We start from the raw sequence: 23596 nt of genomic DNA on the forward strand, positions 1-23596 counted from the left end.
CGGAGATCCGCCTGGCCGGGGATGGGGCTGCTGCTATGCGCCCTTTTCTGGCCGGGCCATGCGCTGGCCTACGGGCTGAATGCCGACTACGACAGCCTGCAGTCCGGCCTGACCGCTGGCGTCGCGATCGCATGCACACTGGCCTGCGGCGTGGCCTGGGCGCATACCCGCAACGCGTTGTACGCGGCAGGCATGGCCTTTGCGCTGGTGGAAGGCCTGTTCCGATCCCTGCCCGCGCTGATGCCCCCGGGCGCGCTGCAGGCCGCCTCCTACGCGGCCCTGCTCGCCCTGACCGCCCCCCTTCTGAAAGGCTCGCGCTGGGCCACGATGCTGGCCGCCGCGTGCCGATCCATCAGCATCGCGCTGTGCGGCGTGGCGGCGCTGGCGCTGATCTTCGTCTACGAAACCGAATCCGGCGTGCTGCCCGCCGCCATCGCGGGCGTCTGCGCCCTGCTCAGCGTGCCGCTGGCAATCTGGTTTCTGGCAAGTGCGGCAAGGCAACGGTGCGTGCGCGAGATGTCCCTGGCGCTGGCCCTGGCGCTCACGTATGGCGCATCGGCATGGATACTCGGACACGATGCCTGGACCGCCGGCGGCGCCGATGCCGCCGACGCCGGCATCGAGGTATTGCGGCTGATGCTGGCTTCGGGCGCACTGCTCTGGCTGGCGCTCAATACCTCCGTCGACCTCGCGCCGGCCCGCCCCGCCGATGGCGCCACGAACGCCGAGCATCTGGCCCAGGGCGAACTGCGGCTGGCGGAACTGGCCGGCGCGCTCGACACGCAGCGGCAGATGAATGCGCTGATCTCGCACGAATTGCGCGCCCCGTTGGCCACCATCAGTGCCGCGGCCCAATCCCTGGACATGATTCTCTCCGACAGCGGCGAAACCGTGGATACGCGCTTGGCGCGCATCCACCGGTCCGTCGCGCGGATGACGGAGCTGATGGACCAGTTGCTGAACCAGGATCGCCTGGAAGAACACGCCTGGAGCCCGCGCGGCGAACAGACCGACCTGGCCGACCTGGTGCGCGACGTGGTCCACGCCATGCAGCCCGATACGGCGCATGCGCTCGTGGTCGACGCGTACGCCCCGCTGCCCGTCTACTGCGACCGTCCGCTCACCAGCGTGGTCGTGCGCAACCTGATCCACAACGCCATCAAGTACTCGCCCGCCAACGAGCCGGTGCGTATCGAAACCGGTCATACCCGGGTCGGCGACACGCCCATGACGTGGGCGGCCGTCGTCGACCGCGGCGCCGGCATCGAGGAAGAAGAACAGGCCCGCATCTTCGAGCCGCGCTTTCGGCGGTCTGCGCATCGCGAGACCCAGGGCATGGGGATCGGGCTGTATCTGGCCCGGCGCATCTGCCAGAGCCAGGGCGGCACGCTGACGGTGCAAAGCCAGGTGGGCGTGGGCACGCGCTTTGTCGTCACCCTGCCGACCTGCGGACCGCAGGCCTAGGCGCCAATCGGCGTGCGCGGTCCACGGCTCGTGGCCACGGCCCGCGTCATGCGGCGAACACGTAGCCCTGGCCGCGCACGGACAGCACCGGCAGCTTGAGGCCGGCGCTTTGCGCCTTGGCGCGCAACCGGCTCACCAGCACGTCGATGCGCCGCAATTCAAAACCGCCCGGGCTGTCCGGCAGGAAGAGTTCGGCCAGCGCCTGGCGGCTGACCGCGCTGCCGGCGGCATCCATCAAGGCCACCAGGAACGTCCGCTCCTGCGCGCTCAGGTGCAGCGAAGCGCCGTCCGGGGCGACGAGAATCCAGCCGCCGTCCTGCAGGGACCAGTTCGTGTCCGCCGACGCGCGCGTCTCGGCATCGGCCGGGCGCGGCGCCTTTGCCAGGCGCATCCGGCGCGCGAGGCTGCGTATGACCGAACTGAGTTCAAGCAGGTCGACCGGCTTGGTCATATAGACGTCGGCGCCGCCTTCCAGCCCGCGAACGCGGTCCTCAAGGGCGCTGCGGCCCGTCAACATGACGATGCCCACCGGGCTCAAGGCGCGCAGGCGCGTGGCGACGGAAAAACCATCCTCGCCGGGAAGATGGGCGTCCAGGATGACGATGTCGCACGGCTGCTCCTGCAACCGGCGATAAAAGGCCACTGCATTGTCACAGGCGAACGCCACGCGAAAGCCGTAGCCGCCCAGGCCCAGCGCCAATTCCTCGCGGAAATCGGCATCGTCCTCAAGCAGGCCGATACATAGCAAACCATCTGCACCAGGCATATTCAGAGCGCTTTACATTGAGATTGTCGACAAATGCCCTGGAGACTCTTGAAAAAAAGGTCCCGGAGCCGGCAATCTTACGACTTTTACAATGGAAACGAATGATTGCAGTGAAAAAAACGGCGATATTTTGCATTTTTCGCGCGTTTTTTTCGCAAGCCGGGTTTGCCGCCGGATTAATCGTGCCGCGAATATCTCAAAATCGGCTTCAGGAAGAACAGCTCACTTCGATTCCGTTGGCCCAATCCGGCGGCAACCCGGCATAACGTTCATAACCGTCCTGGGCGACATAAGGGTTACGCAGTAGTTTAAGCAGCGTATCAATTTCACCAGGATCCCCCATTTTGGCAGCGCGGATCGCGTTCTCGGCGAGGTGATTGCGCAGGACATAAAGGGGATTGACGCGATTCATGGCGGCGGCGGTTTCGGCCACGGGCCGACCTTGCTGCGCATGGCGGGCCAGCAGCCGATCCAGCCAGGCGCCGGCCGCGGGGCGATCGATAAAAAGATCTTCAAACGCGCTGCGCCGGCCCTGCAATGCATCGGCCAGCCGGCGCCAGGTCAGGGTGAAATCGGCCTGATTGGCATCCATCAGTTTCAGCAGATCGTCCAGCAGCGCCTCGTCGTCGGGCACCCAGGCCGCCAGTCCCATCTTGGCGCCCATCCTGTCGTGGAAAGCGCGCGTGAAAATGGCTTCGAACTGGTCCAGCACCGCGCGCAACGCATCGGCGTCCTGCACCAGCATATGCAGACTGCCGCCCAGCCGGTAAAGATTCCAGAGCGCCACGGACGGCTGGCGATTCCAGGAATACCGCCCCTCGGCGTCCGAATGATTGCAGATATGTCCCAACCGAAAACCGTCCATGAAACCGTAGGGACCGTAATCCAGCGTCAGCCCCAGGATGGACATATTGTCGGTATTCATGACGCCATGGCAAAACCCCACGGCCTGCCAATCGGCCATCAGCAGCGCCGTGCGGCGCGTGACTTCCTGCAGCAGATTCACGTAGGGCGCGGTTTCAGAGGGAGTTTCCCCCGCCTGCGCCTCGCGGCACTGCGGGTAGTACCGATCAATCACATAATCGGCCAGCGTTTTGAGCAGGTCGGGCTGGCGCCGCGACGACCAGTGCTCGAACGAGCCGAACCTGACGAAACTGGGCGACATCCGCGTCACGATCGCGGCGGTTTCGACGGTTTCCCGCATGACCGGATCGTCGGACACCACCAGCGCCAGCGCCCGCGTGGTCGGCACGCCCAACCCGTGCATGGCTTCGCCGGCCAGATATTCGCGCACGGAAGAACGCAGCACCGCCCGGCCATCCCCCATCCGAGAATAGGGAGTCATGCCGGAACCCTTGAGCTGCAATTCCCATGCGCCTTCGGGCCCCTCCACCTCTCCCAGCAGGTGCGCGCGCCCATCGCCCAACTGGCCCGCCCAGACGCCGAACTGGTGACCGCTGTAAACGGCGGCAAGCGTGTCTCCGCCCGGCAACGGGCGGCTGCCGGAAAACACCTCCAGGAATTCCGAGGTGGACAGCACCGCGGGATCCAGGCCGATCAGGGCGGCCGCCTCATGATTGGCGTGCAACAGCCTGGGGTTGTTCAGCCCTTGGGCTGCCAGCCGGGTATAGAAGGCCTCGGGCAAGGCCGCAAACGAGTTGACGGCATTCAGTTCGGACAGCGATTGGGCATTCTTCATGCGCGTTGACTCCGGGCGGCGCGTTTGGCTGGACGCACATAGAAAATGGCGCTGAGGAAAAAGGTGGTCGACAGCAGTATCTCGCCCCACGCCATCAGGACGGACAGGGGCGCCGGATCGGACATGGCGCGGACCACCCCTTCCATCAGGTAGAGCAGCGACAGCATCGACGCCCACTGATAGGTATAGAGATTGCCGCGCACGATGCCGCGCAACGGGAAGGCCAGCGGCAGGGCCTTGAGCAGCATCCAGGATCCGCCTGGCCGTACGGGCGCCACCACAGTTTCCCAGGCGACGCACAGCACGATCAGGGCAAACAACGACACCGAGGCCAGCAGGCGCAAGCGGGGGTTGAGTTCGGGGTTCATGCTGCTATTATCGCCTGATGAATCGCCCCGCCGAGCCCGCCGCCGCTACGCCGGCGGTCACCAAACGATCGACCTCGCGCTTTTCATGGGTCGCGAGGTCCGGACGCGTATTTATCTTTGTTGTGCAGCGCGCCAACGAAGAGAAATTGCTCCAGGTGGCGTCCAGCCTCACTTTCACCACCGTCCTGGCAATCGTCCCCATGCTGGCGGTGGTGCTGTCGCTGTTCACCGCCTTTCCCGTTTTCCAGGAATTCCGGGTCGCCCTCGAGGACTTCCTCACCACCAGCCTGATGCCCCCGTCCGTCTCGGACAACATCATGGACTACCTGAACCAGTTTGCGCACCAGGCATCGCGCCTGACCGCCATCGGCGGCGCCTTCCTGCTGGTCACGTCACTGCTGCTGATCATGACGATCGACCAGGCCTTCAATGACATCTGGCGCGTCTCGCGCCAGCGCCCCTTGCCGCAGCGGGCGCTCGTGTACTGGGCCATCATCACGCTTGGACCGGTCCTGGCCGGCGGCAGCCTTTGGGCCACCTCGTTCGTGGCCCGCGAATCGCTGGGGCTCATCAAGGACGTGCCCGAGGTGGTCAGTGTGGCCATCTCTTTCATCCCGCTGGTGCTCACGGGGCTGGGCTTCGCGGCGCTCTTCGTCGTCGTGCCGAACCGCGATGTGCTGTGGCGCGACGCGCTCATCGGCGGCAGCGTCACGGCCATCGTGCTGGAAATCATGAAATCGGCGTTCGCCTTTTACCTGACGCGGTTTCCCACGTACACGGTCATCTACGGCGCCTTTGCGACCCTCCCCATCTTCCTGCTGTGGATCTACCTGTCCTGGCTGGCGGTCCTGCTGGGCGCCACGCTCGCCTCCAGCGCCCCCCTGATCAGGCTGGGACGCTGGCACATCAACCGCTATCCCGGCGCCTCGTTCGTGGACGCGCTGGCTGCCCTGCGCGCGTTGCGCAAGGCACAGCTGTCGACCCCGGGCGGCGTGGCCGCAAACACGCTGGCCTCGCAGCTGCGCCTGCACCAGGACGAGCTCAATGAAGTCCTGGAGACGCTGAGCGCCATGGGCTTGGTTACCCGCAGCCCCGAAGACAACTGGATGCTGACCTGCGACGCCCGCACGACCTCGATGGCGCCGGTCGTGGACCGCTTTCTGATCGACCGCAGCCAGCCCCGCGTGCGCAATGATCCCGACATCCTGCGCGTCGCTTCGTCCGTGATTTCGCCGCAAACCACGCCAACGCTGGAAGAACTCTGCGGAGAAGCGCAAAATACCGACAATGACGTCGCACCCGTGCTGCTGCAACTGGGCGCGAACAAGAAATAGCAAAGCATATGGGCGCAGTCCGCCCCAGGAGATTCCGATGTTGAAGGTCAGTGAGATTTTGCGCGTCAAGGGCGACACGCTCTATACGGCGTCGCCCGACATGCCCGTGGCGCAGGCCGTGCAAACCATGAGCGAGCAGGACATAGGCTCGTTGGTCATCATGGAATTCGGCACCCTGACCGGCATGCTCACGTTCCGCGAGATCATCCGCCACATGCATGCGCATGGCGGGGCCGGCGATACGACCATCCGTTCGATCATGGACGACGCCCCGGTCAGCGTGTCGCCCAACACCAGCGCCGACGAAGTGCAGCGCCTGATGCTGGAAAAGCACGCGCGCTACATCCCCGTGATGGACGGTCCCACGCTGATGGGCGTGATTTCGTTCTATGACATGGCGCAGGCCATCGTCGCCGCCCAGCAGTTCGAAAACAACATGCTCAAGGCGTATATCCGCGACTGGCCCGCCGAAAGCGCCGAACCCGCCAAGTCCTGAGCCCCGCGGGCGCCCTCGCTGCGGCCTGCCGCGGGAATTACATCCCGGCCGGCGCGGCCTCGCGAGCCGCGTCGTGCGCGCCTGAGCCCGGCGCATGGCGTTGGCTGCGCCACGCGTCGTAGATCAGCTCCGGATTGTTCGCAGCCAGCAGGGCCGGATCCGACAGCATCCGGCGCCAACGGCGCGCGCCAGACTGTCCGTTCACCAAGCCCAGCATCGGACGGGTCATCACCCGCAGCGGCACACCCTTGGCAACCTGGCGGGCGGCGTATTCCGTCATGGCGTCCACGACCTGCGCGTCGCTGGGCAGCCGCACCGACGGCCATAACTGCAACGACACTTCCGACAGCACGCGCGGCGTGTGCCAGGCGGCGCGTCCCAGCATCACCCCGTCAAAGGTCTGCGCGGCGCTCACGGACTGCCCGGCATCGGCCAGCCCGCCATTGAGCACGAAGGTGCAATCCGGAAAATCACGCTTGAGCTGCGCGACCACGTCATAACGCAGCGGCGGAATCTCGCGGTTGTCCTTGGGCGACAGGCCCTTGAGCACCGCGTTGCGGGCGTGCGCGATGAAGACGCGGCAGCCGGTGTCATAGATCTTTCCCACGAAATCCCGCACGAATTCATAGGATTCGTCGTAGTCCAGTCCCAGACGGTGCTTGACCGTAACGGGAATGTCCACGGCATCCTGCATGGCCTTCATGCAGTCCGCCACCAGCGCCGGCTCGGCCATCAGGCAGGCGCCAAACGCGCCCTTCTGCACGCGCTCGGACGGGCAGCCGCAATTCAGGTTGATTTCGTCATAGCCCCATTGCTTGCCCAGCTTGGCCGAGTGGGCCAGCGCATCGGGCTCGCTGCCGCCCAGTTGCAAGGCCACGGGATGCTCGGCCTCGTCGAACTCCAGGTGGCGCGCGACGTTGCCGTGCAGCAGCGCCCCCGTGGTGATCATTTCGGTGTACAGGCGAGCGCGTGGCGCCAGCAGCCGGTGAAAGTAACGGCAGTGACGGTCGGTGACGTCGATCATCGGGGCGACGCAAAGCCGCCAGTCGGGGGAGTCCAAGAATCACTCTACAAAACAAGGGGATGCGGTATTTTACGGTGCTTGGCGACATTGTGCCCGGCGGCCGCCATCCGGTCGTCCGACGGCGGCCCAGGGGCCGCCCTCCATGTGGTCTAAAATTGCGGCGCCGCCGCCGTGCACGCCTGTCCGCGCGTCCGTTAACCTTCACACCGTAGATCCATGGCCGTATTCACCTCTGTATCCGACGACGACGCGCGCGCCCTGCTGGCGCATTTCGATCTGGGCGAGCTCGTCTCGCTTCGAGGCATTACGGCGGGTATCGAGAACACCAACTATTTTCTTTACACGACGCGCGGCGAATACGTGCTGACGCTGTTCGAAGTGCTGACGCATGCCCAACTGCCGTTCTACATCGAGCTGATGTACCACCTGGCGGAACGCGGCATCCCCGTGCCCCAGCCCCAGACATTGCGCGACGGCACCCGGCTGACCACCCTGCACGGCAAGCCCTGCGCCATCGTGTCTCGCCTGCCCGGCGGCTACGAGCCGGCCCCCGGTCCCGCCCACTGCGCGCTGGCCGGCGCCACCCTGGCGCGCGCCCACGTGGCGGCGCAGGACTTTCCGATCCGCCAGCCCAACCTGCGCGGGCTGTCCTGGTGGCTGGAGACCGCCCCCAAGGTCATGCCCTTTCTCAGCCCGGCCCAGGCCGAGCTGCTGACGGCCGAACTGGCCGCGCAGCAGGCCGTTACCTCGACCCCCGCCTGGCAGGCCCTGCGGACCGGACCGGCACACTGCGACCTGTTCCGCGACAACGTCCTTTTCGCCGGCACGTTCGAAGATCCGCTCATGGGCGGCATCATCGACTTCTACTTCGCGGGCTGCGACACGTGGCTGTTCGACGTGGCCGTGAGCGTCAACGACTGGTGCATCGAGCGCGACACCGGCGAATTCGTCCCTGAATTGGTGCAGGCCTGGCTAAAGGCTTACGCCTCCGTGCGCCCATTCACCGACGCCGAGCGGGAAGTCTGGCCGCTGATGCTGCGCGCGGCCGCCCTGCGCTTCTGGCTGTCCCGCCTGTATGACTTCTACCTGCCGCGGCCGGCCCAGACCCTCAAGCCGCACGACCCGCGCCATTTCGAACGAGTGTTGCAAGCACGCCACCGCTCGGCCTTGCCAACCTTGCCGTAACCGCTACGCCCCCCATAATGGGAACAGCGCCCCCCTTGAGAGAACTCCCCTTCAGAGAGCCATGCAAGCAGCATTTCTACCCGCGACGTCCGGCTGGCTTTGGGTCCGCGACGGTTTCCGTCTGTTCCGCAAGCAACCCCTGGCCATGTTCACCTGGGCCATGGCCATCAGCCTGTTGGTCGTCTTCGCGTCCGCTACCCCGCCGGTGGGTCCGATGCTGGTCGTCGCCCTGATGCCCATAATCACCCTGATGACGCTGTCGGCGTGCAAGCACGTAGAGGCCGATCGCGTCATGCTGCCGTCCATGTGGGGCAAACCGCTCAAGCAGCCGGGCGTTTTCCGAAAGCTGTTTCTCATGGGCGCGCTTTATGCGGGGCTGTGCCTGGTGACGGGCCTGCTCATCTTCCTGCCTTTCACCGACGCCATGATGGAGGGCATACGCATCGCTTCGGTCGAGCAAAGCGTGGAGCCCATCCTGTCGGCCATGGCCTTGCCGCTCATGCTGTTCGCGATCTGCTATGTAGTGATCGCGGCGTTGTTCTGGCATGCACCCGTGCTGGTGGCCTGGCACGGCCTGCGCCTGACCCAGGCCCTGTTCTTTTCGGGCATCGCGTGCTGGCGCAACAAGCTGCCGTTCCTGGTCTACGGCGCCTGCTGGATCATGGTGTTCCTCTTCATCGACCTGTGCGCCGGGTTACTGGTCGCCATCGGTTTGTCGCCGCAGTTGGCGGGCACCCTGCAGATTCCATTCAACATTGCGGCGGGTGGCGTCCTTTACTGCAGCTTCTATCCGGCGTACACCTCCGTGTTCGGCATCCATAGCGCCGGCACGCATTTCGACAACGGCAACAGCGCGCAGGCATAGCGCCACGCGCCACGGCCCGAGCGCCCGGCGCAACGCCACCACCTGGCCGCCCCGGCCGATGAACGCCACGTCGATGGCGTAACGCATGCCGAAGGTGTGCACCGCGGCGCACGGCATCAGCAGGATTCCAGTCCGCGGGCTGGGCGCGACGCGCACCAGCAGTCCCCGCATCCGGCCCTGCCAGCGCCTGACGGCCAGCAGGCGCAGACGCCCTTCTGGCAAGGGTGCCGGCCGGCTCATTGCACGCTTTGCAGCAACTGGACCGCGATGGGAAAGGCCAGCACGATGAACGTGCAGGGAAAGATGCAGCCGATCAAAGGCAACAGCATCTTTACCGGCGCCTGCATGGCCAGTTGCTCCGCACGCATATGCCGCTCGCTGCGGCACTGCGCCGCTTGCGCCCGCAGGACCGGCCCCAGGCTGGCCCCCAAGGATTCCGCCTGCGCCAGCGCCGCCGCCCAGTTGCGCGCAAGCGGGCTGTTGCTCCGGTCGGCAAGCGCCTTGATCGCGGCGATTCTGGACACGCCGGCGCGCATCTCGGCCAATGCATCTCCGAGCGCATCGCGCAATACCCCGGGCGGCCCGCTCTGGGCGGCCAATTGCAGTGCGCCCTGCACGCCCAAACCGGCTTCGACGCAGAGCGTCATCATGTCGAACACGAAAGGCAGGTCCCGTTCGATGGCAAGCCGCCGCTTCGTGCCCAGCCCCTTGAGCCACAGCGCCGGCGCGATTCCGGCTACCAACCCCGCCGCGCCCGCCCCAGGCATCCACACGATGCTCCCGGCGGGCGCCAGCGCCGCGGCGGCGGCCGCGCCAATGCCGCCGGCGGCGATGGCAGCGCTGCCACACAGCGCCACGATGTGCGCGTAGCCGACGCCCGCCGGCAAGGCGGCCTGTTCGATCAGCCGTGTCAGCCGCGACCGCCAGCGCCAGGAACACAGCGGCCCTGCCAGCGGCGCCACCGCCGCGATCCAGGGCCACGCCGCCCGCCACCACCACGGCATGGCGCGGGCAGCTTCCGGTTCCTGCGCCAACAATGGTTTCAACAGCACCCAGGCAAGCCAGCCCGTCCCCGCCGCCGCCGCGACCATGCCCAGATAAAGCCACATTCCCGTTCCCCTTCAGATATCGATCCGCATGACGCGCCGGATCAGCAACACGCCCGCGGTCTCCAGCACCGCCACGATCGCCAGCACGCCCCACCCCATGGGCGTGTGCCAGAGCAGCCCCATGATTTCCGGCTCCAGCCGGTCAAGCACCGCCAGCAGCGCCAAGGGCAGCGCGCCCACGATCCAGGCCTGCAGCCGTCCCTGCGAGGTCAGCGCCAGCAATTTGGCCTGCAACTGCAGGCGAGCCCGCAATGTCTGGGCAATGCTTTCGAGGGCCTCCGCCAGGTTGCCGCCCGTCTTGGCAGCGATGCGCATGGCCGCCACCACCAGCGACGTCGAATCGGCGGGCATCCTCGTATGCAGGTTATCGAGCGCGGTATCCCAGGAGACACCCAGCCGCTGCTCGCGCAGGATCAAGCCGAACTCCTGCGCGAGCGGCGCCCCGCTCTGGTCAACCACATGCCGCAGCCCGGTCGTCAATGCCACGCCGGCGCGCAACGCGGAGGCGAGCATCAGCAGGGCCATGGGCAGTTGCTCCTCGAAGCGCCGGGCGCGCCGGCGCCGCAGTCCATCCACGACCATCCGCGGCACGCGCGATGCCAGCACGGCAAACAGCGCCGCCACCAGGCCGCTGCCGGTTGCCGAGAAGGCCACCCCCGCCGCCACCACCCCGCAGCCCACGGCGCCCACCCACAACTGCCCGGGATCGATGAACAGGAACACCTCACTTAGCCGCACACCCGCTTCCTGGGTGTAGACCTCGCGATATCGCCGAAGCGCGGGCGCGAACCAGCTCTGCGCGCGCCACGCCAGCAGGCCGGCGCACAGCATGGCGGCCGCCGCCGCGAGCCAGATCACGCCAACCCCTGCGAAAAGGCCGAGGAATCGACGGCGAGGGCCCCCTTATCCGAGAACCATCCCCCATCCAGGCTCACGCCCTGCTCCGCCCACTCCCGCGCAAAACTGGGCAGCGCGCCGCACCCCTGAAAACCCCGCGCGCGGTCATAGCGGAACAATTCCTGCAATTGGATGCGGCCGCTCTCCATGCCGACCACCTCGACGATGGATGTCACGATGCGGCGTCCGTCCGCCAGCCTCGCCTGCTGCACGGCAAGGTCCACGCTGGCGGCGATATGCTCACGAACCGCCGACAAGGGCAGGTCCAGTCCGGCCATGAGTACCATGGCCTCCAGGCGGCCCAGCGCATCGCGCGGCGAATTGGCGTGCAGCGTGGTGAGAGAGCCTTCGTGGCCCGTGTTCATGGCCGTCAGCATGTCGAACGCTTCGGCGCCTCGGCATTCGCCCACGACGATGCGGTCCGGCCGCATGCGCAACGCGTTGCGCACCAGTTCGCGAATGTCGATGCGGCCACGTCCCTCCTGGTTGGCCGGACGCGCCTCGAGCGCCACCAGATTTTCATGGTTCAGGCGCAGCTCCGCCGCGTCTTCGATCGTGACCACGCGCTCGGCGTCCGGAATTTCGTTGGACAGGATATTGAGCAAGGTCGTCTTGCCGGCACCGGTGCCGCCCGAGACGACCAGGTTCTTGCGCATCCTTACGCACAGCGCAAGAAACTGCGCCATCTCGTTGCTCAGCGCGCCGAGCGCAATCAGGTCGGGCATCTGCGGCCGCCGCTGCGGGAACTTTCGTATGGTCAGGCTGGCCCCTTTCATGGCCACGGGAGGAATGATGGCGTGCACCCGCGATCCATCGGGCAGCCGCGCATCCACCATCGGCGAGCTTTCGTCTATGCGTCTGCCCAGCGGCGTCACGATGCGTTCTATCACCCAGCGCACCGACTGTTCACTGGTGAACACCGCCGGCTCACGCCACAGGCGGCCGGCCCGCTCGACATAGATTTCATCGTAGCGGTTGACCATGATTTCCGTAATGTCGGGCGCTGCGAGCAGAGGCTCCAGCGGCCCCAGGCCCACGGCTTCATCCAGCACCTCGCGGCACAGGGCGGCCTTGTCGGCCTGCGCCGGCAGATCGGCGTCCGCAGCCACGATCTGGGTGAGCAGACGTTCGGCTTCCGCGCGCAGCATGCTGTCGCTCATGCCCGCCACGTCGCGCCGACGCAGGTCCAGTGCGCCCAGCAAGGCCGCATGCAGGCGGCGGCGGTCGTGCAGCCGGTGCAGCACGGACGGCACGGCGATCGCCGGCGCGACGCTGCCCGCTACCGCCAGCGACCGCGCGACAGCGGGCTCAGCGATGACCGGCGCGCTTCCCGGGGCGCCGGCCGAAGGCACCTCATGCGGCGTCGCGGCCGATACGCGCAGCCGACACGGCCCGATGAGGATCTCGTCGTCGGGCAATACGGGCGAGTGCCGCACCACCCTTGCGCCGTTGACCATCGTGCCCGCCAGCGTGCCCAGGTCTTCGAGCACAATGGCGTCGTCTTCGCGTAGAAGCCGGGCGTGCTGGCGCCCGACTCTCCAGGTCGGGATGCGCAATGCGCAATGGGCGCCCCTGCCTATCAAGACCGGCACGGGCAGTTCGAGCCGGTGCTCGGCCGCGTCCTCAAAGGTCAGTTCGATCTTGAGCATTGCGTCACTCCGGCAAGGTGGAACTGGGGTGCGGCCAAGATGCAGCCCACTGCGAACCCACACCGGAGTAAGGATCCCAACCCGGCGCATCGGCGGGCGCCACCGTTCCCAGCCGTGGGGGATCCGGAAACGCAGCCTGGAGTGTCTCGCGCCCGCGCCGCACGCGGTCGGCCATGGCCTGCTCGCCTTGCGACACGATCTTCGGCGTCACGAAGATCGCCAGTTCGGTCTCGCGGCGCTGATAGCGACTTGAGGAGAACAATGCGCCCAGGATGGGAATGTTCTGCAAGCCCGGCAAGCCACTGACGTCATTTCCCTGTTCGCGCGACAGGAATCCGCCGATGACCAGAGTGTTGCCGGACCGCACGTTGAACTCGGTGGACGCACGCCGGGTACGCAACGCCGGGCCGCCCGGCAGGCTCAGCGACGTGTCGATCGAGCTGGCCTCCACTTCGATCAACGACCGGATGACGCCGTTGCGGTCTATCCGAGGCGTGATGTTCAGCGACACGCCGTAAGGCTTGAACAGCGTGGTCGGATTGCCGCGCGCGTCGGTGGACGCATAAGGCACCTCGCCGCCGGCAAGAAAGGTGGCGCTGGCGCCGCTGCGGGCAAGAAGCTGAGGTTGCGCCAGCATGACGGCTTCGCCCGTTTGAGCCAGCGCCGCGATACGCGCAGAGAGCAAGGCGTTTATGCCGAAGTACCCCGCGGCCGCCGACGCTGGCGCCGCCGTCTCGATGATCTGTTCACCCGGACGGGCCATGCGGCCTCGGGACCCCGCGTCCCAGGCCAGCCCCGCATTGACGCCCCCCTGCGTCATGCCGTCCCACCGCACGCCAAGTTCCTGCAACCTGGATGTAGGAATTTCGACCACCTGGACATCCAACAGCACCATGCGGTCCCACCCAACCTGCCCGGTGAAGTCCACGACATCCGGATAGCGCTGCGCCAGCGCCGCAATGCGGGAACGGTCGTCATCGGAAAGATCATCACCCTCGATCAGGATGCGGCCGCCCACGCTTGAGCTGCGCGCCCCGGGAATACGCGACAACAGGCTCTGCACTTCGTCGCGCAGTCTCGGCGTGCCCGCCGGAACAACACGCAACTCATAGGCAGCAATGCGGTCGCGGCCCGCCCAGACATGCACCGACGACACGCCTTCGGCGCGCGCGAACACCACGACCTCGCGGCCTTCCGCCGCGACCGCGCTGACCACCTGGCCATTGCCGATTGCCACCCGCCGCACACCGGGATGCGGCAGGACGCGCGTTTCCCCGACCTGCATTTCCAAGGCTTCAGTGGCGGACCACGCAGGCGGGATGGCGAGGCTGAGACCAAGTGCAAGAATGAATCGAATTCGGATCATGGCCGCTCCGTGTCGAAGCTTGCGCGGGCGTCCAGGCGGTCCCCATAGAGAATGGCAACGCCGGGCGCGGGCTTGGGGTCTGGGTCCAGCCCGATGAGCGACGCCAGGTCACTCTGCGCGGAAGGATTGACGGGCGCTGCGTCATCGCGATGACGCAGCATGGCGGTCAGCGCGCCGGCCTGCCGCGCGGCGATGAAGCGCATGGCTTCCTCCGGCGTGGCCGCCAAGGTGATATTGCCCGCCCCGTCGGTATCCGCCACGGTCAGCACGCGCATTCCCTGCAGCACCGCAACCGTGACCTCACGCTGGCGATGATTGAAGGTGACATAGATGTCGATCGCGTCGCCGGCCCTCAGCATGCCGCCCAGTCCGCCCAGGTCTGTCGCCGCCACGGTGAGCGCACGCTGGCCGGCCCGAAGCCGCGAGGCCAGCGAGGGAGCCGGCGCGGTGAAGGTCATGAAGCTCCTCAACAACGGCTCGCCATGCGCGACGTCGGCGATGAGCGTGGCGCCGAGCACGCTGCCCAGATCCATGGGATCGACGCTGGTGCCGGGCGCCCAGGGCTGGGGAATCTGGCGTACGGCAAGGTGCACTTCTTCCAGCAACGTGCCTGCCGGCAGGTCGTAGGCGGCCACGAGCCGGCTTACGACCGGCGTGCGCGCCTCGGCCTCCAGCGCCTGCACGCGCTGCTGTACGTGTTCGCGCACCGCCCACGCCGCGACCAGGCCGGCAAGCAGGGCCAATCCGTACACGCCGGTCCGTCTCAAGCGAGCAGCACCGCCAATGATCCAGGCCTTCATGGCGCCCACCCGACGGCGCGCACCCCGCTGCCGCGCTCCACGGGAACCAGCCACAGCTTCATGCGTTCGCGCTCGCGCGTCCACCACTGTCCCGCGCCGCCAGGGCGTACCGCCGGCAGGGCCGCATCCGCATCGCGCTCCGGCGACCAACCGGCCCGCCGCAGGCCCGCATCGAGCAGGTCGGCCAGTTCTTTAGGGGGCAGCGCATGCTGCCAGATGCGGTCAGACACCTTGACGCCGGCGTCCATCGCGGTCATGTCCGACTTGACGCGCATGCCCTCGGGCAGCCACGCGGGCCGAGCGACTGTCGGGGCCGCGCGCACGTTGATCGCCGAAAGGCTGCCCACCGTGCGATCCTCACCCACCCCTTCCATCTGCACCACCCAGCGCTCAGCGCCGACGTGGCCGGACAGGATGAGTTGGCCGGGGAGCACGTGCAGGTCCGCCAAGGCAGGCTGTTGCGCCGACAGCGTGCGCGCCAGGGCCGAGGGACTTTGGGGCGCGTCGAACACCAGCACGTCCGCCGGCATGCCGTGCAGCCACAGGCGATCCGCCAGGCGTTCGCGCAGCGCCCCCGCGGGAAAACGCAGGTCCTCGAGGCGCGTGACCCCAGGCGACGCGTGCACGCCTTGCGGCGACAATCCCAACACGCCGCAAAGAACGACGCCGGACGTGCGCGCGGCGATGCGCGCCTGCCTGCCGCATGGCGTCCGTACAGATCGGACTTTTTTCATCTGCCTTCCTCCGAGCGCTTGGCCAGCCGGTCGGCGGGCACCACATCCCCCCACGCGGACAACCAGTCCAGCGATAGCGACGGGCGCCCCCATGGGCGATCCGCCCGATCCACATAGCCTTGCATCCGCCCGGCCTCGGACGTCGAAGTCCGGCTCGCCTGCAACCAGCCGGTAGCCGAGCCTGCGACACGGCGTTGCGCATCGGCGTCCCCGTGCGCATGGCCCGCCCCGCTCGCCACACTGATGTGACGAACGATCGGCAAGCCAAACGTGGAGTCACCCGGGCGCGGCCGGGACCGGGTCTCCGCGGACAGCATCTTCATGCCCTGGCCGAACCACTCGTCCTGCAACGTGTCGGCACGGGGCGTGGCAACGCCGGCCAAGACCTGGGCGGCGCGGGCGACGTCCATCCCGTCCGGCGCGCGCCACAGCGCTGCCGGCTGCCCCCGTGCCGCCGCCATGACGGCCTGGCGACTGGCCTGCGTCGCGCGCTGGGCGGAGAACTGCAGCGCGCCGATGCCCGACACCGCCCACAGCAAACCCGCCATGAGCGGTAGCATCAGCAACGCCTCGATCACCGCCTGCCCGTCTTGGCGGGTCCGTATCTTCATCATGGGGCGCTCCTGGCCAACAGGGCTTCCTGCGGCGTGACCGGAGACAGGCGAGCCTGCCAATAGGGCCGAAAAAGCGTGGCGAGCTCCTGCCGGCCGTCGGCGCGCCGCTCCGGACGCGTGAAGTACGTTTCGGCTGCGCTGCTGACCTTGACGGCGCTCGTCCGACCCAGCGCGGCGTAGTGAAAACGTCCCTTCGGCGCGGCCACGGCACTGGCCGCATCGGAGGTCTTCAGCACCGCGGAGTCCAGGCTGACCGCCACCGCGAAACGCAATGGATAGGCGATGCGCGCCGCGGCGACTTCGCGATAGGCAGGCAAGCCGCCTGCCGGCCACCGCTGCGCCGACGCCATCGCGTACGAATTCGCCATCGGGTTGGTGGCGCCACCAAAAATGTCCCACGACGTGGACTGCTCCACCCACCGCCAGAAATCCTCTTGCGAGAAATCCGCGGGGGCATCGTCGACGTATTCCACATCGTTCGGCACGCCACTTTTTTCTCCCTGCACCGTTCCCCACCCCATTGCGTACTCGCGGAAGTAGCAACCGACCCAGCGATTCGAGCGCAAGGCGTGATAGGACTGCGTGTCCAGAGCGCCCCACCGGCCATCCGGTCCAAGCCAGGTCGACCCGCGCCGCCGAAGCTCGTGGCGATGCAGGGGGCACCGTGGATTGACCATCCAGGGATTGCGACGGGTCTGGCTGCGGCTGTCCAGAAAGCCGTATCGCGCCGCCGCGCCTTCGGTGGCGGGCCTCAGGCCCGCCTTGCGCGTTGCCGCGTTGCGTTCCGTGTAGCGTGGCCACGCGTCTGCCAGCAGACGCAGCGTGAGGGGGGACGCTGGCGCCCCTGCGTCCCGGGTGATGCCCGGATGCGCGGGATAATTGGCGGCGAGCACCTTGCGCATCACGCGCTCCCGGGCTGCGGAGAAATCCGCGACGATCTCGCGGGCGGCCATTTCCAGGACCTGATGCACGACGCGGTCGTGCTGCGCGAATGCGCGGGCCAGCCGGCTTTCGGCGTCCGCCGGCGCTTGCGCCGTCAGATAGGCTGCTCCCACGTCGGGGCCGAAGAGCATCGTAATGAGGCTGCCCGGCGGGTTGCCGCGGCGGCGTTGCGCCTGCAGCGCATGGAGATACTGCGCCGACGCCCCCAACGTGACCAGATGCGCCATGGCGACCTGATGCGCGATGTGGCTACGGTTCACATAGGCGATGGCATTGAGGGCGCGGGCCTGCGCCAGCGCGCCGCTGTAGGCCGCGGCGTCCGCCGCATGGGTCAGGCGGGTGCGCGCTTCCACGGTCTGGCCCAGGTTGTACAGGACGACGAGAGACGCCGCCCCCACCACGGCGACCAGCATGCCCAGGACCAGGGCCTGGCCTCGCTGGGAGTCGGGAAGCGTGAGCGAAGGCGCGCTCAATTTGCGCTCTCGGCGTTGCCGGTGAAGGACTTGAGCGATCGCGCCTTGGTCTGCGCCGCAGCCTTCTGAGCCGCCTGCTGCGCGGATCGGGATTGCGAGCTGCCGTCCTCGCCGGCGAGCTCGCGCGCCATCGCTGCAGTCTGCGATCGCACGACTTGCCCGAAGTACTGGTAGACCGCGATCGCCGCGACCGCAACCAGGGCCACGACCACGATGTACTCGGTCATGCCCTGCCCCAATTGACGCTTCCGATACCCCGACATGTCTGCTCTCCCGTGCAGTGAACGTGGAGCACAGTGTCGCCAGCGGGCGATGAGCCAACAATTCGTGGATGCCGAGGCGGACAAATTTGTCCCGGCGCGTTGACTGGACGCCGCCTTCGTGGGAAACGCGCGCGTCCGGAGTTGCGCAATCCAACCCCGTTTATTGCAAGGGTTTCCCCTATTGCCGGCCTCCCAACCCAGCAGTAGATTGGAATTGCCGGGCTGTCTGACACCCATCGCGTGCGAAGCCGGGCAGGAGCGCCTCAGACTCATCTCGAGCTGGGGCGCTCTTCCATTTGGACTCCGCGTTTTATCGCCAAGGGCGCCTGGGCTATTGCCGCCCGAGCATGTGGCGCACTGCGCCCTCCAGGTCGTCTTTGGAAATGCCGAAGGATTCCTGCAGCAGATTGACGTCGCGGTTGGTATCTTCGGCGCCGGGCGAATATCGCGGATGCTGGCCGGCAATCAGCATGTACTCGCAGCCGGCAAACTGCGCCAGGCTCGCCTGCATGGAATATCTTTTTCCGAAAGGCGATACGAAGCAGATCACCTTGCACCGCGGATCGCAAAACACGAGATTGGAAAACGCCGCGCCGACTGCGCCCACCAGCACGGCCGCCGAAGCAAAGAGGCGCACCTGTTCAATGAACGACATGCCCGCCGTGTCCACGACTTCGAAATCCAGGCCGCGCAAGACGGCTTCCACTTCCTCGCCGTTCGTCACATTGCGTCCTTGCCGCCGCGCCACATAAATGCGACGCGTCGGCGGAGCGGCGTCCACGGGGATGCCCGCCGCCGCCCAGGCGCGCTCGCGCAGGAACTTGAGGGAATCGACATTGACCGCAGACCCTTTCCAGAACGGCGTATCGATGGAATCCGGGTGATACGTCGGAATCGAAGGGATATGCAGCGTGCCCACATGCAGTAATGTGGCCTTTCGCACTTTGTGGATCGGCCAGTCCCCGGCGATCGCAGCCAGCGATTCGAACTCCTGCGGGTACATGTCCGCATCGACCAGCAGGGGCGGACGGACCTTGTCCAGTTGCGTCATGGCGAGTTGAACGCGCGGGAGATACTCGATCAGCCAATGGAAATAGTTCGGACTGCAACGCCCGCTCAGCAGTATGCCCGCCTCCAGATTTTCAACATGGTCATAGCGAAACCAGGCGACGACACGATTGCGGCTTTTTCCCACGACGTGCAGGAACGGCCAGATACCGGCCACGAAGCCTTTGCGCTGGTCGGCCGCGGGTTCGTATTGCACAAGCCAGTCGTTCTTCAGGACCTGGAACCCGCCGATCACAGAGGCCTGCCGCACCGTCGCGATCCAGGACTCCGGGACGTCAACCACGCGATGGATCTGGCGCCCGATCTCTCCATAGACCGGCGGCTCAATGAAACCAAAGCTTGCCGGGCCAGGCAGACGACGCATTTCACCCGCGTCCTGGACCCGCACGCGCCGCAGCACCTTGCAGACCAGGGAATCCGGCGGGACGTCGATCAATATCTCCCGGATCATCTTATGCAGCTTCGTTGCCGACGCGGTCCTCGCCAGGTAGAACAGGCCGTCACGCGTCAGATCTGGCATTTCGGGATCGTAGAGCTTCCGGCGCTCGGGCTTGACTCGCAGCAAGCGGTACTGTTGCCTTCGCCACCACCACATGCGAAACCGATTGGGCAGCCGTCCCTCGGCCAGGCCGAACCGGTGAAAGTGCTCCGCCGCACTCATACCCGATGCGGCAACGTCCGGGTATTCCCGAAAATAAAACTTCTCATCCACGAAATTGAGGGCGTTGACGACGCAGCGGCGGAGAAATTGCTCCATATTTCGCATGGCTTTATGGCAAAAGAATGACAATCAATATACGCTAAAGCCTCGCCCATTCCACGCTAGGGCGCGCGACATATCGCTGCCCCCTGACGAACAGTCGCTCGCGACTGGAGGTAGGATATGGAAGTCGCCACGCTGGCCCCTACTGAAACTTTTGCTTTATCACAACAACTTATGGCCATGAGCAAAATACATCCCACCGCGATTGTTTCCAATAATGCTGTCATTGGGGAGAACGTCGTCATCGGACCTTACGCCGTGATCGGCGACGTGACTATCGGTGAGGGCTCCATCATCCACCCGCATGTCGTGATGGCCGACGGCGTCCACCTCGGGCGCAACGTCGAAGTCTTCCCGGGCGCTTTCATCGGCAAAGAGCCCAAAGGCGCCGGCGCGATCGCCCGCCAGCCGCAATTCGAACGAAAAATCGTGATCGAGGACGAATGCTCGATCGGGCCGCATGTCGTCATCTTCTACGACGTCACCATTGGCTCGAACACTTTGCTGGGCGACGGCGCGTCCGTGCGCGAAAAATGTTCGATTGGCAGCCGTTGCATCATCAGCCGCTACGTGACCATCAATTACGACACCTCCATCGGCGACCGCACCAAGATCATGGACAACACCCACATCACGGGGAACGCCCGGATCGCCGAAGACGTCTTCATCAGCACCATGGTCGGCACGGCAAACGACAACCTGATCCGGGCGGGCTTCGGCGACCACATCACGGGCCCCGTTGTCGAAGCGGGCGCATTCGTCGGCGCGGGAGCCACGCTCCTTCCCGGCGTGCGCATCGGCAGCAAGGCCACCGTCGCGTCCGGCGCCGTGGTCACCAAGCCCGTGGAAGCGTCAACGACCGTGGCCGGCGTGCCGGCCCGTCCCATGAAGCGGGCGGCCGAAGAATGATGCAGGGGAGGTTCCAGGAACCTCCCCTTATTTTCTTTGCAGCCAAAAGAAAAACGCGGGTTGCGTGAAAACACGCAACCCGCGTCTATGCTTGGTAGGCCCCCCGAGAGTCGAACTCGGCACCAACGGATTATGAGTCCGCTGCTCTAACCAGGCATGAGCTAGAGGCCCGGAAAAATTTACTGCCCTTCCAGGAAGCTCTTCAGCTTGTCGGCCCGGCTGGGGTGACGCAGCTTGCGCAGCGCTTTAGCCTCTATTTGGCGAATGCGCTCGCGCGTGACGTCGAACTGCTTGCCCACTTCTTCCAGGGTCTGGTCGGTGCTCATTTCGATGCCGAAACGCATGCGCAGAACCTTGGCCTCACGCGGGGTGAGAGAGTCTAGCACTTCCTTGACAACGTCGCGCATGGAACCGTGCAGCGCCGCGTCCGAAGGCGCCAGCGTGGACGTGTCTTCGATGAAATCGCCCAGGTGCGAATCGTCGTCATCGCCGATGGGCGTTTCCATGGAGATCGGTTCCTTGGCGATCTTCAGGATCTTGCGGATCTTGTCCTCGGGCATGTCCATCTTTTGCGCCAGGGTCGCGGGATCCGGCTCGGCGCCGGTTTCCTGCAGGATCTGGCGGCTGATGCGGTTCATCTTGTTGATCGTTTCGATCATGTGAACCGGGATACGGATGGTGCGCGCCTGGTCGGCGATGGACCGCGTGATGGCCTGGCGAATCCACCACGTGGCGTAGGTCGAGAACTTGTAGCCGCGACGGTATTCGAACTTGTCCACGGCCTTCATCAGGCCGATGTTGCCTTCCTGGATCAGGTCCAGGAACTGCAGGCCGCGGTTCGTGTACTTCTTGGCGATCGAGATCACGAGACGCAGGTTGGCCTCGGTCATTTCGCGCTTGGCCTTGCGAGCCTTGGCTTCGCCGGTGGCCATGCGCTTGTTGACGTCCTTCAGGTCCTTCAGCGGCAGCACGACGCGGGTCTGCAGGTCGATCAGCTTTTGCTGCAATTCCTGCACGGCGGGGATCTGACGCTCGAGCGTTTCAGCGTACGGATGGCCGGCGGCCACTTCGTCGACGACCCACTGGAGGTTGGTTTCGTTGCCGGGGAACACCTTGATGAAGTGCAGGCGCGGCATGCCGGCACGGTCCACACACGTGTGCAGGACGGCCCGCTCGAGCTGGCGCACTTCTTCGACCTGGTTGCGCAGCGTATCGGCCAGCTTCTCCACCATCTTGGCGGTAAAGCGGATACCCATAAGCTCGTTCTGGATGGCTTCCTGGGCGCGCACGTAGATGTCGGACTTGTAGCCGTCCTTTTCGTACGACAGGCGCATCTTGTCGAACTGCTTGCCGACCTCGTCGAACTTGGCCAGGGCCTTGACGCGCAGGTCTTCCAGCTGCTTGCTGGACATCCCGCCCGCCGGGCCGTCATCGCTCTCGTCTTCGTCGGCGGTCACGCCGGCGCCGGCATATTCTTCGCCGTCTTCCGGATCGACCAGGCCATCGACCACTTCGTCGATCTGCGCCTGACCTTCACGCACGCGCGTGATGTGGGCGAGGATTTCGTTGATCGTGGTCGGGCAGGCCGAGATGGCCATGACCATGTGCTTCAGGCCGTCTTCGATGCGCTTGGCGATCTCGATTTCGCCTTCGCGGGTCAGCAGCTCGACGGAACCCATTTCGCGCATGTACATGCGGACCGGATCGGTCGTGCGGCCGAAGTCGGAATCCACCGTAGTCAACGCGGCTTCGGCTTCGTCTTCGACGTCGTCGTCGTTGGACGCCACCGGCGCGTTTTCGCTCATCAGCAGGGTTTCGGCGTCGGGGGCCTGGTCGTAGACCGCGATACCCATGTCGCTGAAGGTGCTGATGATGCCGTCGATCGCTTCCGCGTCGACCAGGTCATCCGGCAGATGGTCGTTGATTTCCCCGTACGTCAGGTAGCCGCGGTCCTTGCCCAGCTTGATGAGCTGCTTCAGGCGGTTGCGGCGGGCTTCGTACTCTTCCGGCGTGACAGGGCCACGGGCGATCAGATCCTTGGGATCCGCCTTGCCGCGCTTGCCGCCGCGCTTGGGCGGCTTCAGGTCGGGCAGGACTTCGCCTTCGCCGTCCATCGGATCGTCGAAGCCGTCGGAATCGTTGTTGGCGTTCTTGGCGGGGCGGCCCGGGCGGCGGCCGCTCGGGGCGGGACGCGCACTGCCGACCAGGTCGGCCAGCTTGTCTTCGGCCTTCTTGGCGCGGGCCTTCGTTACCTTTTCAGGCTTGTCCGCGGCAACAGCCGTTTTGGCCGCCTTTTTGACAGCCGTCTTGGCAGCGGGCTTGGCGACCTTTACCGCCGTCTTGGCGGGCGCTTTTTCCGCGGCCATGCTGACGGCGCGCTTGGGCGCCACAGCCTGGGTTTCGGCCGCTTCAATTGCAGAGGAGGATTTGCCGGTGGATTTGGTCATAGTCGCTTCCGTGGTCGTCGCAACCCGTTCGGGCATGTTGCACCGCATATCACCCCGCCGGGCAAGGACCCGGCGCGGCATGAAATACGGGTAAATCTGGTGGATCGGCAGAGATCACGCGGCTGCGTTGTTCACAGCGCCAGCTCTTGCGAGCCCGCCGGGCGCCATCCTACGGTTCAATACCGTTATGGCGCATGGCGTGCATGACCTCATTCATCGACGGGGTTCCGGACATCGGGCGGGGCTGCCTGCCTATAAATAGGCTTTGCTCGCTTATCGGGCCATTGCCCCAAGCGGCTACGTATACACAGCACCCGAACCACTAACGCCACGCGGAACTACCGCCGCTGAACTGCTCGAT

Annotated in this window: 21 protein-coding genes, 1 tRNA gene and 1 pseudogene; 6 read left to right on the forward strand and 17 right to left on the reverse strand. The window is 65.9% G+C overall.

The genetic code is table 11. From position 1 onward, the window contains the following. Positions 1-21: 21 nt before the first annotated feature. A complete protein-coding gene (locus ACZ50Q_RS19360) occupies positions 22-1464 on the forward strand; it encodes a sensor histidine kinase (RefSeq protein ID WP_464079317.1) in 1443 nt (480 codons plus the stop codon). 46 nt (positions 1465-1510) lie between these two features. Here the strand turns inward: ACZ50Q_RS19360 and ACZ50Q_RS19365 are convergent, their stop codons facing one another. From ACZ50Q_RS19365 to ACZ50Q_RS19375, 3 genes are all read right to left on the reverse strand, one after another. Then, positions 1511-2230, reverse strand: a complete 720-nt coding sequence (locus ACZ50Q_RS19365) for a response regulator transcription factor (RefSeq protein ID WP_043518814.1) — start codon at positions 2228-2230, stop codon at positions 1511-1513. A 208-nt stretch (positions 2231-2438) separates the two neighbouring features. Continuing rightward, complete coding sequence (locus ACZ50Q_RS19370; RefSeq protein WP_464079318.1) at positions 2439-3929, reverse strand: protein adenylyltransferase SelO; 1491 nt, start codon at positions 3927-3929, stop codon at positions 2439-2441. After that, positions 3926-4297 carry a DUF2069 domain-containing protein gene (locus tag ACZ50Q_RS19375; RefSeq protein WP_076521690.1) on the reverse strand — a complete coding sequence of 124 codons (372 nt, stop codon included), beginning with the start codon at positions 4295-4297 and terminating at the stop codon, positions 3926-3928. The genes ACZ50Q_RS19370 and ACZ50Q_RS19375 overlap by 4 nt, the downstream gene beginning before the upstream one ends. 17 nt (positions 4298-4314) lie before the next feature. Between ACZ50Q_RS19375 and ACZ50Q_RS19380 the strand changes: the two genes are divergently transcribed. Further along, positions 4315-5631 (forward strand): YihY family inner membrane protein, encoded by a 1317-nt coding sequence (locus tag ACZ50Q_RS19380; protein WP_092582216.1) that lies wholly within the window; start codon positions 4315-4317, stop codon positions 5629-5631. A 37-nt stretch (positions 5632-5668) separates the two neighbouring features. Then, positions 5669-6127: a CBS domain-containing protein gene (locus ACZ50Q_RS19385; protein ID WP_076521692.1), complete on the forward strand. Its 459-nt coding sequence runs from the start codon at positions 5669-5671 to the stop codon at positions 6125-6127. 37 nt (positions 6128-6164) lie between these two features. On the opposite strand, the gene dusA is transcribed toward ACZ50Q_RS19385, so the two are convergent. Then, on the reverse strand, positions 6165-7151 hold the full coding sequence (gene dusA / locus ACZ50Q_RS19390) for a tRNA dihydrouridine(20/20a) synthase DusA (protein WP_231952308.1): 987 nt from the start codon (positions 7149-7151) through the stop codon (positions 6165-6167). Between the two features lie 216 nt (positions 7152-7367). Between dusA and ACZ50Q_RS19395 the strand changes: the two genes are divergently transcribed. Further along, on the forward strand, positions 7368-8336 hold the full coding sequence (locus ACZ50Q_RS19395) for a homoserine kinase (RefSeq protein ID WP_464079319.1): 969 nt from the start codon (positions 7368-7370) through the stop codon (positions 8334-8336). Between the two features lie 61 nt (positions 8337-8397). After that, a complete protein-coding gene (locus ACZ50Q_RS19400; RefSeq protein ID WP_254792117.1) occupies positions 8398-9201 on the forward strand; it encodes a BPSS1780 family membrane protein in 804 nt (267 codons plus the stop codon). 6 nt (positions 9202-9207) lie between these two features. Here ACZ50Q_RS19400 and ACZ50Q_RS19405 read toward each other — a convergent pair. The 11 genes and pseudogenes from ACZ50Q_RS19405 to ACZ50Q_RS19455 all read right to left on the reverse strand — a co-directional run. Next, positions 9208-9441 (reverse strand): annotated as a pseudogene (locus ACZ50Q_RS19405) (DUF192 domain-containing protein); the annotation flags it as partial. Beyond that, entirely contained in the window at positions 9438-10310 is an 873-nt protein-coding gene (locus tag ACZ50Q_RS19410; RefSeq protein WP_464079320.1) for a type II secretion system F family protein, read from the reverse strand. The pseudogene ACZ50Q_RS19405 and the gene ACZ50Q_RS19410, both read right to left, overlap by 4 nt. A 12-nt stretch (positions 10311-10322) precedes the next feature. Continuing rightward, positions 10323-11168: a type II secretion system F family protein gene (locus tag ACZ50Q_RS19415; RefSeq protein ID WP_464079321.1), complete on the reverse strand. Its 846-nt coding sequence runs from the start codon at positions 11166-11168 to the stop codon at positions 10323-10325. After that, positions 11165-12856, reverse strand: a complete 1692-nt coding sequence (locus ACZ50Q_RS19420) for an ATPase, T2SS/T4P/T4SS family (RefSeq protein ID WP_464079322.1) — start codon at positions 12854-12856, stop codon at positions 11165-11167. The genes ACZ50Q_RS19415 and ACZ50Q_RS19420 overlap by 4 nt, the downstream gene beginning before the upstream one ends. Before the next feature lie 4 nt (positions 12857-12860). Then, the gene (locus ACZ50Q_RS19425) at positions 12861-14222 is read right to left on the reverse strand and encodes a type II and III secretion system protein family protein (protein ID WP_464079323.1); all 1362 of its coding nucleotides are present in this window, start codon (positions 14220-14222) and stop codon (positions 12861-12863) included. Next, entirely contained in the window at positions 14219-14974 is a 756-nt protein-coding gene (gene cpaB / locus ACZ50Q_RS19430; protein ID WP_464079324.1) for a Flp pilus assembly protein CpaB, read from the reverse strand. The genes ACZ50Q_RS19425 and cpaB overlap by 4 nt, the downstream gene beginning before the upstream one ends. A 44-nt stretch (positions 14975-15018) precedes the next feature. Next, entirely contained in the window at positions 15019-15756 is a 738-nt protein-coding gene (locus ACZ50Q_RS19435) for a hypothetical protein (protein ID WP_464079325.1), read from the reverse strand. Beyond that, entirely contained in the window at positions 15753-16370 is a 618-nt protein-coding gene (locus ACZ50Q_RS19440) for a TadE/TadG family type IV pilus assembly protein (RefSeq protein ID WP_464079326.1), read from the reverse strand. The genes ACZ50Q_RS19435 and ACZ50Q_RS19440 overlap by 4 nt, the downstream gene beginning before the upstream one ends. Continuing rightward, positions 16367-17785, reverse strand: coding sequence for a hypothetical protein (locus ACZ50Q_RS19445; protein ID WP_464079327.1), 1419 nt, complete (start codon positions 17783-17785; stop codon positions 16367-16369). Before ACZ50Q_RS19445 ends, ACZ50Q_RS19440 begins: the two co-directional genes overlap by 4 nt. Then, entirely contained in the window at positions 17782-18048 is a 267-nt protein-coding gene (locus ACZ50Q_RS19450) for a hypothetical protein (RefSeq protein WP_076521703.1), read from the reverse strand. Before ACZ50Q_RS19450 ends, ACZ50Q_RS19445 begins: the two co-directional genes overlap by 4 nt. 331 nt (positions 18049-18379) lie before the next feature. Next, positions 18380-19873 (reverse strand): glycosyltransferase family 61 protein, encoded by a 1494-nt coding sequence (locus tag ACZ50Q_RS19455; RefSeq protein ID WP_464079328.1) that lies wholly within the window; start codon positions 19871-19873, stop codon positions 18380-18382. Between the two features lie 126 nt (positions 19874-19999). On the opposite strand from ACZ50Q_RS19455, the gene ACZ50Q_RS19460 reads away from it, so the two are divergent. Then, the gene (locus ACZ50Q_RS19460) at positions 20000-20788 is read left to right on the forward strand and encodes an N-acetyltransferase (protein WP_197685554.1); all 789 of its coding nucleotides are present in this window, start codon (positions 20000-20002) and stop codon (positions 20786-20788) included. A 92-nt stretch (positions 20789-20880) separates the two neighbouring features. Here the strand turns inward: ACZ50Q_RS19460 and ACZ50Q_RS19465 are convergent. Further along, positions 20881-20959, reverse strand: a tRNA-Ile gene (locus ACZ50Q_RS19465). 8 nt (positions 20960-20967) lie between these two features. Next, positions 20968-23235, reverse strand: coding sequence for an RNA polymerase sigma factor RpoD (rpoD, locus tag ACZ50Q_RS19470; RefSeq protein WP_092582229.1), 2268 nt, complete (start codon positions 23233-23235; stop codon positions 20968-20970). Positions 23236-23596: the final 361 nt, after the last annotated feature.

This window comes from Achromobacter sp. T5-5 (assembly GCF_055397965.1).